The 12,794-nt window shown below is 63.6% G+C and carries 12 protein-coding genes; 4 read left to right on the top strand and 8 right to left on the bottom strand.

Annotated features, from left to right (window positions below; all coding sequences use genetic code 11):
• Positions 1–54 precede the first annotated feature (54 nt).
• The gene (locus ATY02_RS29755) at positions 55–378 is read right to left on the bottom strand and encodes a hypothetical protein (protein ID WP_068588864.1); all 324 of its coding nucleotides are present in this window, start codon (positions 376–378) and stop codon (positions 55–57) included.
• A 167-nt stretch (positions 379–545) separates the two neighbouring features.
• Between ATY02_RS29755 and ATY02_RS29750 the strand changes: the two genes are divergently transcribed.
• Both ATY02_RS29750 and ATY02_RS29745 read left to right on the top strand, forming a co-directional pair.
• The gene (locus tag ATY02_RS29750; RefSeq protein WP_068588861.1) at positions 546–1,256 is read left to right on the top strand and encodes a response regulator; all 711 of its coding nucleotides are present in this window, start codon (positions 546–548) and stop codon (positions 1,254–1,256) included.
• Complete coding sequence (locus tag ATY02_RS29745) at positions 1,253–2,587, top strand: ATP-binding protein (RefSeq protein ID WP_068588858.1); 1,335 nt, start codon at positions 1,253–1,255, stop codon at positions 2,585–2,587. Before ATY02_RS29750 ends, ATY02_RS29745 begins: the two co-directional genes overlap by 4 nt.
• A 132-nt stretch (positions 2,588–2,719) precedes the next feature.
• Here ATY02_RS29745 and ATY02_RS29740 read toward each other — a convergent pair whose 3' ends face one another.
• From ATY02_RS29740 to aceE, 3 genes are all read right to left on the bottom strand, one after another.
• Positions 2,720–3,457: a hypothetical protein gene (locus ATY02_RS29740; RefSeq protein ID WP_068588854.1), complete on the bottom strand. Its 738-nt coding sequence runs from the start codon at positions 3,455–3,457 to the stop codon at positions 2,720–2,722.
• Positions 3,458–3,827: 370 nt separating this feature from the next.
• Complete coding sequence (ppk2, locus tag ATY02_RS29735; RefSeq protein WP_164487362.1) at positions 3,828–4,721, bottom strand: polyphosphate kinase 2; 894 nt, start codon at positions 4,719–4,721, stop codon at positions 3,828–3,830.
• Between the two features lie 344 nt (positions 4,722–5,065).
• The gene (aceE, locus tag ATY02_RS29730; protein WP_068588847.1) at positions 5,066–7,735 is read right to left on the bottom strand and encodes a pyruvate dehydrogenase (acetyl-transferring), homodimeric type; all 2,670 of its coding nucleotides are present in this window, start codon (positions 7,733–7,735) and stop codon (positions 5,066–5,068) included.
• A gap of 176 nt (positions 7,736–7,911) precedes the next feature.
• Between aceE and ATY02_RS29725 the strand changes: the two genes are divergently transcribed.
• Complete coding sequence (locus tag ATY02_RS29725; RefSeq protein WP_068588845.1) at positions 7,912–8,364, top strand: MarR family winged helix-turn-helix transcriptional regulator; 453 nt, start codon at positions 7,912–7,914, stop codon at positions 8,362–8,364.
• Positions 8,365–8,366: 2 nt separating this feature from the next.
• Here ATY02_RS29725 and ATY02_RS29720 read toward each other — a convergent pair whose 3' ends face one another.
• Positions 8,367–9,485 (bottom strand): transketolase-like TK C-terminal-containing protein, encoded by a 1,119-nt coding sequence (locus ATY02_RS29720; RefSeq protein ID WP_141698206.1) that lies wholly within the window; start codon positions 9,483–9,485, stop codon positions 8,367–8,369.
• Between the two features lie 116 nt (positions 9,486–9,601).
• Between ATY02_RS29720 and ATY02_RS29715 the strand changes: the two genes are divergently transcribed.
• Complete coding sequence (locus ATY02_RS29715) at positions 9,602–10,240, top strand: glutathione S-transferase family protein (protein ID WP_068588842.1); 639 nt, start codon at positions 9,602–9,604, stop codon at positions 10,238–10,240.
• A gap of 326 nt (positions 10,241–10,566) precedes the next feature.
• Here ATY02_RS29715 and ATY02_RS29710 read toward each other — a convergent pair whose 3' ends face one another.
• From ATY02_RS29710 to ATY02_RS29700, 3 genes are read right to left on the bottom strand one after another with little or no spacing between them, the layout of a single operon-like run.
• Positions 10,567–10,848, bottom strand: coding sequence for a head-tail connector protein (locus ATY02_RS29710; protein WP_068588839.1), 282 nt, complete (start codon positions 10,846–10,848; stop codon positions 10,567–10,569).
• Complete coding sequence (locus tag ATY02_RS29705) at positions 10,845–12,341, bottom strand: terminase large subunit (RefSeq protein ID WP_164823726.1); 1,497 nt, start codon at positions 12,339–12,341, stop codon at positions 10,845–10,847. Before ATY02_RS29705 ends, ATY02_RS29710 begins: the two co-directional genes overlap by 4 nt.
• On the bottom strand, positions 12,338–12,793 hold the full coding sequence (locus tag ATY02_RS29700) for a TerS protein (protein WP_068595650.1): 456 nt from the start codon (positions 12,791–12,793) through the stop codon (positions 12,338–12,340). Before ATY02_RS29700 ends, ATY02_RS29705 begins: the two co-directional genes overlap by 4 nt.
• Position 12,794 lies beyond the last annotated feature (1 nt).

Genomic DNA, 12,794 nt, shown 5'->3' with positions numbered 1-12,794 from the left:
CGCAAGCTCCAAGCTTTAATCTTGAAGCTTGCCGCTCGCAGCTTGCCGCTGTCTTTACGCCTGTCGGTCGTCGCCGCGTTCGACGCTTTGGGGCTGGCCCTGTTCGATGACCCAGCGCAGCAGGTCGGTGACCGAGACCCGATGCTTGCGCTCCACCCATTCCATGCCTTGGGGGCTGTAGTGCTCGCTGTAGCGGGTCAGCACCAAGTGGTTCTGATCGTCCGACAGGCGCAGGCTGACCTCGCGGCAATGCAGGCTGGCGTCGTCGAGCTTGGTCACCCGTTGCAGCAGCGTCAGGGCCGAATGGGTGAGGCAGGGTTCGGGCAGTTCTTCGCGAATGGCTGGGGCGGGCGCCGAGGTGTTCTTGATCAGGTGCATGGTCGGCTGTTCTCCAGTAGTGGGAGGCCGATGCTGACAGCCGAACCTTGCGCAAAGATGTCTGCTTTATTGCAGCGTTGCAGGTTTGTTACCGGGTTGAAATATATGACGTGACGCGGCGAATGGTTTTAGATAACGCTCCTTTCCAGTTGAAGTGATCCCCGCCGGTGAGCCGTCTCTTGATCGTGGACGACGACGTCGAAGTCCTCGCCCTGCTGAAGAAATTCTTTGTCCAACAGGGCTACCAAGTCAGCGTGGCCACCGATGGCGTTGGGTTGTGGGCGGCCCTGGAACGGGAGGTGCCGGACCTGATCATCCTCGACCTGATGCTCCCCGGCGATAACGGCCTGACCCTGTGCCAGCGCCTGCGGCTGCAGCATGCCACGCCGGTGATCATGCTCACCGCCATGGGCGAGTTGAGCGACCGGGTGGTGGGCCTGGAGATGGGCGCCGACGATTACCTGGGCAAACCCTTCGATGCTCGCGAGCTGCTGGCGCGGGTGCGCGCGGTGTTGCGCCGCTCCGGCGAGAGCCGGCCGCTGGCCAGCGAAGTTCCACGGCCGTTGATCCGCTTCGCCGATTGGCAACTGGACCTGACCCGGCGCGAACTGCGTTCGCCGGACCAGGTGATGATCCCGCTGTCGGCGGGGGAGTTCGACTTGCTGCTGGTGTTCGTCGAGCACCCGCAGCGCATCCTCACCCGCGAGCAATTGCTCGACCTGGCCCGGGGCCAGGCCCATGACGCCTTCGATCGCAGCATCGATGTCCAGGTCAGCCGCTTGCGGCGCAAGCTGGAGTTCGATACCAAGCGCCCGGCGATGATCCGCACGGTACGCAATGGCGGCTACCTGTTCACCCCCAGCGTGACCCGCCAGTGAAGGCCCTCAAGTCGCTGTGGCGCTATCGGTTGCGCGATACGGTGGCGCGCTGGATCGCCCTGACCATCATCATGGCCATGCTCACGGCCCTGGCCTTCAATACGCTGTTCGTGCAGTTGGCCGGGGTCTGGGCCTATCCGTCCCTGGAAGAGTCGGGAATTTTGGAGAACTCGGCGTCCATCGTGCTGATGATCGAGGCCTCGGAGCCGGGCCAGCGTGCACGGCTGGCGGCAGCGGTCAGCCATGAGTATTCCAGCGTGGTCTGGCAGCCGACTCGCGAGGCTTTCAATCTGCCAGTCGTCGAGGACTCTGAGTACGTGGGAGAGGGCATCCGCCAGGCGCTGGAACCGCCTACTCGGCGCATGGAGGCCTACATGCCCAGCGACTGGCCGGGGCCCAATGGCCGCTACGCGCTATTGGTGCAGTTGACCGACCAATCCTGGCTGATGTTTTCCTCGGCATCCCGCAGCTGGGGGCTGGATGTGAGTACCCGCAACCTGATCGTCATCGCCCTGGTGCTGGTGTCCACCGGCCTGGTGGCGTTGATCGCCACCCGCCGCCTGGCCAGGCCGTTGCAGCAGTTTGCCCTGGGTGCACGACGCTTTGCCCTGGACTTTCACGCGCCACCCATCGAGCCGGTGGGGCCCCACGAGATCCGCCAGGCGATCCTGGCGTTCAACGCCATGCAGGCGCAGTTGCAGCACTTCATCAAGGACCGTACGCAGATGCTCGCGGCCATTTCCCATGACCTGCGCACGCCCTTGACTCGCATGCGCCTGCGCGGCGAGTTCATCGAGGATGCCGACCAGCAGCAACGGCTGTTCCGCGATGTGGACGAGATGCAGGCCATGATCAACTCGGCCCTGGAGTTCTTTCGCGACGATGCACGCCTGGAGCAGGCGACCCAGTTCGACCTGGCGGAACTGCTGCAAACCCTGGTGGACGATTATCGCGACCAGGGCCTGGAAATCACCTTCAGCGGCCCGCCGCGCCTGGTGTATGGCGGCAGGCCCCTGGGGCTCAAGCGGGTGATGACCAACCTGCTGGACAACGCCCTCAAGTACGGCGTCGAACCGGCCATCGTGCTCGAGCAGGGTGTTGAGCAGGTGCGGGTGCGGGTGCTGGATCGTGGCCCGGGCATTGCACCCGAGGCGTTGGAGCAGGTGTTCGAGCCGTTCTTCCGCCTGGAGACGTCACGCAACAAGAGCACCGGCGGCGTTGGCCTGGGCCTGTCGGCGGCCCGGGCCATCGTGCGTGAGCATGGCGGCAGCTTGCGCCTGTTCAACCGCGAGGGCGGCGGGCTCGAGGCCCGGGTGGAACTGCCGCTCTAACCCTTGTACCTGGGTGCTTCTTGTCGCCGCTGCCGAGGCTGCGTACGGGCGCGTAGCGGCCGTCCTGGTTGAAGGCCCTGCGGACCTTGTCGCAGCCTCGCGTCGCTCGATAGCGGCTACAGGTGTCGCGGGTCAGGACCAGTCGAAGCAGAACAGCACCAGGCCTTCAACCGGTTCGTAGAACATCACGATCAGGTCGGCGCCGCGGATGCCGTAGTTGTAGGCCGGTACCCCCAGGACGTGCTGGAAGCGGCGGCCTGCCGGGCTCAGGGGCCAGACGTCGATGTCGCCGCTGTCATCCTCGGCCTCGACCACGTCCATGGGGAATTCCACGGTTTCCACCCAGTTGCCATAACCCTCGGCCACGCCACCGATTTCCTCGATGAAGTTGAGCTTTTGCCCGTTGTCCCGGGGCCAGGTCAGGTGGCCGAGTTCCTGGTAGCGCTGGCGTGCGGCCTGGTAGGCGGCGCGTTGTTCGGTGTAGTGCTGTTCCAGGTCGGCGCGGGCGTTGTGCTCGGGGTCGGCCAGGTGGGCGTTGTCCGGGTGCAGGAAGAAGTAGCGCGGATCACCGCACAGGCGATAGCGACCGTCCTCGATCTTGAAACCGATCCAGTTGGTTTTCAGCAAGTCGCTGCCAAAGCCCTGGCCCTCGGTGAACATGCCGACCAGGCCGCCGCTGGGTTCGATGGGGTTGAGCAGGTGCAGGCGAGCGGACCATTCGGGGTTGATCAGGCTGGCATCGAAGGACAGCAGCGGCAGCAGGTGTTCGGCCAACTCTTGCTGGTCGGCGACGAACAGGTCACGGGCTTCGGGGTAGGCCACGGCGCCAGCCGGCAGCTGGTTGAATTCCGGGGTTGGGATAGTGGGCATGGAACATCCTTGGTATCGGGCGATTAACGTGCGCAAGCCACTGCGCGATTCAGGAAGAACACATGGCAAGCGCTCGAGCAGGGCTGACGCTTGCCGGGTGAGCGGGTGCGATGCGGGTTCCGGGCGCTGGTGGCCGGAAGCAGTCGGGTGGTCGCGAGTAGCCTGCCGCACACAAGGTTTGCGGGGCGGGCGAAACAGCGGGCGCCAGGGGGCGCGGGTATCGGAGGGCGTTGCTGGGCATCCATGTCCAAGTCCGGTCTGTGCAATATGCGGTCATTGCCGGGCCGGCAATTTAACACCTGACGAGGGCCTGGGCCAGGCACGCGGCGACACAGGCCCTAAGGCCCGAGTGCCGCGGTCGAGGGTGGTCTTAGAACGACAGTGCGGGGCCTGTGGTGTCGATGTCCGCTACCAACTGGCCGGGGCGCTCATCTTCTTCCAGCCCTCGCGAGGCACGACCCACCAGCAGCGGATCGGGAGCATGGGCGACCTTGGGGTCCTTGCCCGGGTAGTCCAGCTCGTGCAGGAAGTGGCGGATGCAGTTGATCCGGGCGCGTTTCTTGTCGTCGGACTTGATCACCGTCCATGGTGCGTCGGCGGTGTCGGTGTGGAAGAACATCGCCTGCTTGGCGCCGGTGTATTCGTCCCATTTGTCCAGGGACTTGATATCGATGGGCGAGAGTTTCCAGTGCTTGAGCGGGTCGTCACGGCGCGAGATGAAGCGCCGCAGTTGCTCTTCGCGATTGACCGAGAACCAGAACTTGAACAGCAGGATGCCGCTGTTGCACAGCATGCGCTCCAGTTCTGGAGTCTGGCGCATGAACTCCAGATATTGCAGGGGCGAGCAGAATTCCATGACTCGCTCGACGCCGGCGCGGTTGTACCAGGAGCGGTCGAAGAAGACCATTTCCCCCGCCGTTGGCAGGTGCTGGATATAGCGCTGGAAGTACCACTGGCCCTTTTCCTGCTCGGAGGGTTTTTCCAGGGCAACGATCCGCGCACCGCGGGGGTTCAGGTGTTCCATGAAGCGCTTGATGGTGCCGCCCTTGCCCGCGGCATCGCGGCCTTCGAACAGCACCACGATGCGTTGCCCGGTTTCCTTGACCCAGCTTTGCACCTTGAGCAATTCGATCTGCAACTCGTGCTTGGCCTTCTCGTATTCGGCGCGGCGCATGCGGTTGCGATAGGGATAGTTGCCCGGGAGCTTGGCCGAGACGCTGTCTTCGTTGGAGCCGCGAGGTGCGCTGGCGATCTGCAGGGCCATGGGGTTCTGCTCGAGATCGACCTTGATGGCCTTCACTGCCGCAGCCTTGGCGGGCGTGCTGCGCGGGCGGCGGGTGCGGGGTGCGGCGCTCTTGCGGGCTGGAGTCTTGGCGGGGCTGGTTGCGCTGGTCTTGGGCAGCACTTCGGGGAGGGGACGCGCGTGGGAATCTTCACTCATGGACGGGGCCTGCGGATCTTGTTCAAAGGGGTACCGACCAGTGTAGGGAGCGCAAAGCGCTGCTCGTTGACCTCCATCAAGGTTGTGTTCGGGAGATGGCGCTAGGCGTTGGAAGGGGATACAGCGAGGGAGTGCCTTGCCCGGGGAGGGCAAGGCAGTGTGCCGCGTCAGACCTTGGCGGGGTTCTTTTTCTCCGGATCGATGCCGTACAGGGCGATGGCCTCGGCGACCTTCTCCCGTGGCAGGCTGCCTTCGTCGGCCAGGGCCTTGAGGGCGGCCACGGCGATGAAGTGACGGTCGACCTCGAAGAACCGGCGCAGGGACTCTCGGGTATCCGACTGACCGAAACCGTCGGTGCCCAGGGCGACGAAACGGCGCTGGGGAACGAAGGGACGGATCTGGTCGGCGAAGATCTTCATGTAGTCGGTAGCGACCACCACCGGGCCTTCCTTGTCTTGCAGGCAGCTTTCCACGTAGCTCACGCGAGGCTCCTGCTGGGGATGCAGCAGGCTCCAGCGCTCGGCTTCCTGGCCGTCGCGACGCAGCTCGGTCAGGCTGGTGACGCTCCAGACCTCGCTGCTGACGCCGAAGTCGGCCTCCAGCAGTTTGGCGGCGGCGTTGACTTCTTGCAGGATCGAGCCGCAACCCATCAGCTGCACGTGCTTGCCCTTGTGCTGCTTGGTCGGGGCCGAGAAGCGGTACATGCCCTTGAGGATGCCTTGCTCGACGCCTTCGGGCATGTCCGGGTGGGCGTAGTTCTCGTTGAGCAGGGTGATGTAGTAGTAGATGTCCTCGTTCTCGACATACATGCGGCGCATGCCGTCCTGGATGATCACCGCCAGCTCGTAGGCATAGGTCGGGTCGTAGGAGACGCAGCACGGGATGGTGGACGACACCACATGGCTGTGGCCGTCATCGTGCTGCAAGCCTTCGCCCATCAGGGTGGTGCGCCCGGAGGTGGCGCCGAGCAGGAAGCCGCGGGCCCGGGCATCGCCGGCGGCCCAGGCCAGGTCGCCGACCCGCTGGAAGCCGAACATCGAGTAGAAGATGTAGAACGGGACGGTCATCACCCCGTGGTTGCTGTAGGAGGTACTGGCGGCGATCCACGACGAGATGGCCCCGGATTCGTTGAGCCCCTCCTGCATGATCTGGCCGTCCTTGCTCTCCTTGTAGTAGCTGAGCTGGCCGGCGTCTTGCGGGGTGTACAACTGGCCCACGTGGGAGTGGATGCCGATCTGGCGGAACAGGCTTTCCATGCCGAAGGTACGAGACTCGTCGGGCACGATCGGCACGATGAGCTTGCCGATGTTCGGGTCCTTGAGCAGCGTGCCGAGGATGCGCACGAAGGCCATGGTGGTGGAGATCGCCCGTTCGCCGGTGCCCTTGAGTTGCGTCTCCAGGGCCGACAGCGGCGGGATCTGCAGGGACTGGACAGCGCTGAAGCGCGCCGGGATATGGCCACCGAGCTTACCGCGCGCGGCCTTCAGGTAGTTGGCCTCGACGCTGTCCGGCGCCGGTTTGAGGTATGGCATGTCGCCCAGTTGCTCATCGCTGAGCTCCAGGCCGAAACGGTCGCGGAAGGCCTTGACCGCCTGGTCCCCCATCTTCTTGAGCTGGTGGTTGATGTTCTGGCCTTCGCCGGCCTCACCCATGCCGAAGCCCTTGACGGTCTTGGCCAGGATCACGGTCGGGCCGCCGGTGTGGCGCATGGCCGCGGCGTAGGCGTTGTAGACCTTTTCCGGATCGTGGCCGCCACGGGAGAGCTTCCAGATCTGCTCGTCGGTCATGTCGCTGACCAGTTCCAGCAGTTCGGGGTACTTGCCGAAGAAATGCTCGCGCACGTAGGCGCCGTTTTGCGACTTGTAGTTCTGGTAGTCGCCGTCCACGCATTCCATCATGCGTCGGCGCAGCAGGCCGCTCTTGTCCTTGTCCAGCAGGGCATCCCAGCCGCTGCCCCAGATCACCTTGATCACGTTCCAGCCTGCGGCGCGATACAGGCTTTCGAATTCCTGGACCACCTTGCTGTTGCCGCGTACCGGGCCGTCGAGGCGCTGCAGGTTGCAGTTGACCACGAAGATGATGTTGTCGAGTTTCTCCCGGCCGGCCAGGGAGATCGCCGCCAGGGATTCGGGCTGGTCCATCTCGCCATCGCCGAGGAAGGCCCAGACCTTGCGGCCCTGGTGTTCCTTGAGGCCACGGTTCTCCAGGTAGCGCATGAAGCGCGCCTGGTAGGCGGCGGTGATCGGGCCCAGGCCCATGGACACGGTGGGGAACTGCCAGAAGTCGGGCATCAGCCGGGGGTGGGGGTAGGACGAGATGCCATCGCGGTCGGTTTCGCGACGGAAGTTGTCCAGTTGCTCTTCGCTCAGGCGGCCCTCGAGGAAGGCGCGACCATAGATGCCTGGGGAGGAGTGGCCCTGGATGTAGACCATGTCGCCGGCGAACTGCTCGGTGCGACCACGGAAGAAGTGGTCGAAGCCTACGTCGTAGAGCACTGCCGCCGAGGCGTAGGAGGCGATGTGCCCACCGACGTTGGAATGCTTGCCGGCACGCAGCACCATGGCCAGGGCGTTCCAGCGGATGTAGGCGTTGATCCGCTTCTCGACGGCGAGGTCGCCAGGGTAGGGCTGCTGGCGGCTGACCGCGATGGTGTTGACGTAGGGCGTGGTCACGCGTCCGTAGAAGTCGCCATGTTGGGCAACGTCGAAATCCAGCAGTTGGTCGATCAGGTAATGCGCCCGGGGGCGGCCTTCGACATGCAGAACCGATTCAATGGATTCGAGCCATTCACGAGTCTCTTGTGGGTCCTCGTCGAGAAACACGGATTGTTGTGCCATCGTCGTCTCCTGGGCAGTGGGGCGGGGAGCACCGGGTTGTCCAGTGCCATAGCGAAGGGCGTCGGCGAGGCCGACCCTGTTCGGAATTTAATTCATTGCAATTGCAATCAGATTCAGGAATTTATCCTTCTCGGCGTTACAATTGCAACTAAATCGATTTTTGAAAAAGGTGATGCATGTCTTCCAGCGATCCGGATACCTGGTTCAGATTCGTCCGGGCCCACCGTTGCCTGATCCGTGAAGTCGAGCGGCGCCTGGCGGCTGCCGGGCTTCCGTCCTATGCCTGGTACGACGCACTTTGGGGGCTGGAAAGCGGTTCTGGCGGTACTCGGCGAATGAACGAACTGGCCGATGTCATGGCCATCGAGCGCTACAACCTGACGCGCCTGGTGGATCGCCTGGAAGCCGAGGGCCTGGTCGAGCGCAGTCGTGCCAGCGAAGACGGTCGTGGGGCCTGTGCCTCGATCACCGAGGCAGGCAGGGAATTACGCAAGAAAATGTGGCGTATCTACGAAGCGGCGGTCGACGAGCTGTTCCTGGCGCAGTTCGATGATCAGCAGCAGCGCATTTTCAGCGACGCCCTGGAACGTGCGGCCAGCGCCGCGCGGACGAGTGGGCGGCAGGCCTAGGCTCATTGCAGCAGGTAGCGTTGCATGGCTTGCTTGACGTACTTGGCTGGCACCTTTCCCTCCTGGGCCAGGGCGCGCAGGGCCAGGGCAGCGATCCAGTATTTATCCAGGCAATGGTTGGCGTTTGGCCCTGGCGACAGGGAGTCGATGGAGTCGGCACCCAGTGCCACGAAGCGGGTGTTCACGTGGGCGCCGATCTGTTCGGCCACATGCTGGAAGTAGCCGGTTACAGCGATCACGGGAGAGTCATCGCCTGCCAGGCAATCGCGTAGATGAGAGGAGCGCCTGGGATGCTGTGGGTGCATGCGGTTCCAGCGTTGCGCGCTGTCAGCGTCCCGGGCCAGGCGGGTATAGCTGGGGCAACTCCACAGCTGGCAGCTTACGCCCCAGTCCTCATGCAATAGCCGTGCGCCAGCCATCACGGTACGCAGGCTCAAGCCCGCGCCCAGCAGGCGAACCCGTGGCCCTTGGGGCGCGCCTTGCAGTTCGCCGAGCTGATACATGCCTTGCATGGCATGGCTGGCGCGGTGCTCGTCCATGGGTTCGACGAAGTCATTGGGCTCATCGTGCAGCGCCATGTAGTAGAAGCCATCGCGACCCTCTACATAAAGACTCTTCAGGGCCGCGAGGGCAATCGCCTGGGCCTCGGCGCCATTGGCCGGGTCGAAGGGCAGGCAATGCGGGTTGCTCGACAACCAGAGAGGTACCCAGGGATGGGCGCCCTTGGGCCAGGGTGAGGGCAGGGTCTCGATGTCGTTGCAGAGGATGCCGCGCTGGCAGGATTCGCTCGACAGGGCGCAGAGTTGGGCCGAGGTCGAGGAACTGGTCAGGTACAGCAGAGGTTTCTCGCTGGCCAGGGTCCGGGGGCTCAAGCGCAAGGGCCAGGCGCTGATACGAGTGTGAGCCTGGGCGGTATCGGGCCGCTGGTTGGAGCGCACGACCCAGATGTTCTTCGCCGTGCCCGGGTCCCGTTCCAGGCGATTGGCGATATCGATCATGGTGTAGAGGGGGGAAGACATCCCTGCGTTGACCTGGTCGCTGAGCGCCTGGATCTTGTCGATGCAGGCCTGGGCTGCCAGGCCGGTATCCTGCGAAGTCCTGAAACTGGAAAAACCCATCATCACTTCAAAGCTCTCCGTGCGTGCCTTCGGTGTTGCACCATACTGCACGTCTCAATATCATTGCAAATGCAATCATGTGCGATGCGGTGGCATCCGAAGCAGTCAATGGAGGACTCATGAACACGGCAAACTCCCTCACGTTCTATACAGCCGATACGCCCAACGGACAGAAGATCAGCATCTTCCTGAAGGAGGCGGGCATCGACTGTGAGCGAGTGAAATTCAACTTGGCCGAAGGGCGCCAGCATTCGCCGGAGTTCTTGCAGATCAACCCCAACGGCAAGATCCCGGCCATCGTCGATCACGAGGCCGGGGTATCGGTATTCGAATCGGCGGCGATCCTTGGTTATCTATCGCAAAAGTACGGCTGCCTGCAGGCCCGTTCTCCGAAAGAGCAACTGACGATCCAGCAGTGGCTGTTTTTCCAGGTCGGGTCCATCGGACCTATGCTTGGCCAACTCTGGTGGTTCCTCCATGGCAGCAAGACTTACAACCAGGAGGCCATCGCGCGCTATCGCAAGGAGTCATTGCGGATCTATGGCGTGGTCGATGGGCAGTTGGCCAGGAGTGTCTACCTGGCGTCGGACCATTACTCCATTGCTGACATCGCCGCCTTTCCCTGGTTGCGAACCCATGAGGAGTTGAACCTGGATATCAGCGACTTCCGTCATGTCCTGCGCTGGTTGGAGAGCATCGAAGCGCGGCCCGCGGTAAAGGCCGGCCTGGCAGATTCCCGAGAGGCCTCGGTAGCTTGAGGAGTCGCTGAAGTCGCTAGGGACTGTGCCGCTCGATGGCCTGGGGCACTTTTCTGCAGGCGAAAAAAAAGACCTTGATATTCAAGGTCTTTTTCGATTTTGGTGCCCGAGGGAGACTCGAACTTTGCTCTGTAGGCTATGGTTTTCGGTGGTTATGATTGGTGATGCCGAAAGTCTACTCACAATCCTACTCACACTTTGCCGAGTGGGGCGGTATCCTCAAATCTGAGGACACCCCAAGCGGGTCATCAGGTCCGAGTCGGACGATATGGTCTGTCTCGCTCCACTGTGTGGATTTCTACACACAGTGGCGTTTCTTCCACGCATCACATCACAGCCATTGAACGATACGGCGCCAGCAGCATGGCAAATGTCGTGCCCTCGGTCAGCGTGCGGTCGCCCTGGCGCTCCCGATTCTCGTACAGGTCGCCCACCAACAGCAGTACAGCGGCCTTGATCGGGGCGGGCATCGGATCGGGCAGGCCATCGCCCAGGAAGTTGCTGACGTGGATTTCAGCCGCGGCGATCAGGCCCAGGATGTAGCTGTCTTCCTCGTCGTGATCGACGCGCATGTGCAGCTTGGCTTCTTCAAGGGTTACGCTGGTCATACGAAAAATACCTCGGTATCAAGATCGGCAGGGGCCTCGGCCACCTGGGCGGCGCCGAACGCCATCGCCAGGGCCTGCAGGCCGTCGATGCGCCCGGTGCGACGGCTCTTGTCCAGCTTGCGGTTGCCGCTAGGGTCTTTCACCGCCACGGCATTGGCGGCGCACAGGGTCAGCACAGGGTGGCCACCGTGGGCGACACGGCCATTTAGCAACTCAGCCTCCAGGGCGTCGAGGGCTGGCGCCATGTCGCGGAAACCTTGCCCGTGGGGCACCAGCGGCAGCTCCAGGCCCAGGCGCTCCAGCTCCTTCTTGAGCACGTCGATGCGCCAGCGGTCATAGGCGATCGCCGCCACCTCGCAGTCGCTTAGTATCTCGGCCATGTCCAGGGCCACCGCTTCCAGGTCAACCGTGGCCCCTGGCGTGGTGCGGATGTACCCCTGTCGCGCCCACATGTCATAAGGGGCGCGGTCCTTCTGCGCTCGGTCGAACAAGCCCTGCTCGGGCGTCCAGAAGTACGGACGGACCTGCCACACGCCATCCACCTTGCCGATCAGCACCAGCGCCGTCAGGTCGGTTCGGGCCGACAGATCGAGGCCCGCATAGACCAGGCCCTCGAACGGGTCAGGCGCGGTGTCGCAGGCCATCCACACGTCGGGGCTGATGAATGGGCTGTCGAGGCTGACCCGCTGGTTGAGCAGCAGGTTGCGGGCGGTGTTGCTCATGCTCGGCATGCGCTCGGCTTGCTGCATCTGCTCCCGCAGGTCTGTCTCCGACCGGAAGATGCCCAGTGCCGGGTTGGCCGCTCGCCAGCCGTCTTCGTCCATCAGATCGCAGCCCGTCGCCGCGGCGTACAGGCGGCACACGATCTTGGGGTCATTGCTGCGCAGGGCATCGTCAATCCACTGGCTCAGCAGGTCGGCGTCGTTGGCTGCCTGGGTACTGATGGCGATCAGCAGCGGTGCCGAGTGGGCGCCCTGGCTGGTGGTGATGGCGTCCACGAAGTCGGATTGCGGGCCGCGTATCTGGCCAATCTCGTCCAGAATGGCGAGCACTGGGGAGAGGCCGTGCGCGGTCTTGCCGTCGGCGGCCAAGGCGCGAAACTCGGTGTTCAGGTTCAGCCCCAGCAGCCGCTTGCCGCTGGGCACGATGCGGACGATCTTCGACAGGGCGGGCGATAGCTGAACCATCTTGGCGGCCAGGTTGAACACCAGGGCGGCTTGGTCGCGGCTCATGGCACCCGACACAAGCTGGCTGTTTTGCTTCGCCTCGGGGCCGACCAGGTGCGCCAGCAGCAGGCCCGCGATCAGGCCTGACTTGCCGTTCTTCCTGGCCACACTGAGGATGGCCCGGCGAGTGCCCACCGGGTTGTCGTACACGTCGCGGATGAACTGGCGCTGGAACTCAGCCAGGCACAGCGGCTTACCCACGTCCGCGCCTTCGGGCGTCACGCAATAGCGCTCGATGAACGCGATGATCTTTTCGGCGCGGGTCATTGCAGCGTGCTCAGGGTAGGGATCAGGTCGTCATCCGCATGCTGTCGAGCCTCACGCTCGAGCGCAGCGGCCTTGCGGCCATCCTCAGACCTCCCAACGGTGGCAGCCGCGTGGATGTGCAGGAGCCTGGACAGGGTGATTGCGCGGCGGCTCATGGTGTCCAGAATCGCGCAGGCGGGGTTGGCCTTCCCTTCCACGACAAAGCCGTCCACGTCGATGCTCTTCTGTAGCGCCTCGATATCGGCATTGGTTCGTGCAAGGTTTCCCGCCAGCACCAGATCGTTATCGGTCCAGGTATCCCGTGGTCGCGTCTGCACCACAGCGTTCCAGAACGGCCAATCCTGCGCACGAAGCCGGACATGGGGAGGCGGTGCGATTGGGCCAAGCGCGACAGCCTGTGCCGCTGCTACGGCGGCCTTGGCGCTATCGGATCGGGGGCGGCGGGTTTTCATG

Source organism: Pseudomonas sp. BIOMIG1BAC, assembly GCF_001705995.2.
GTDB classification, from domain to species: domain Bacteria; phylum Pseudomonadota; class Gammaproteobacteria; order Pseudomonadales; family Pseudomonadaceae; genus Aquipseudomonas; species Aquipseudomonas sessilinigenes.
The sequence above is the reverse complement of the archived record's forward strand: the minus strand, read 5'-3'. Positions and strand labels throughout refer to the sequence as shown.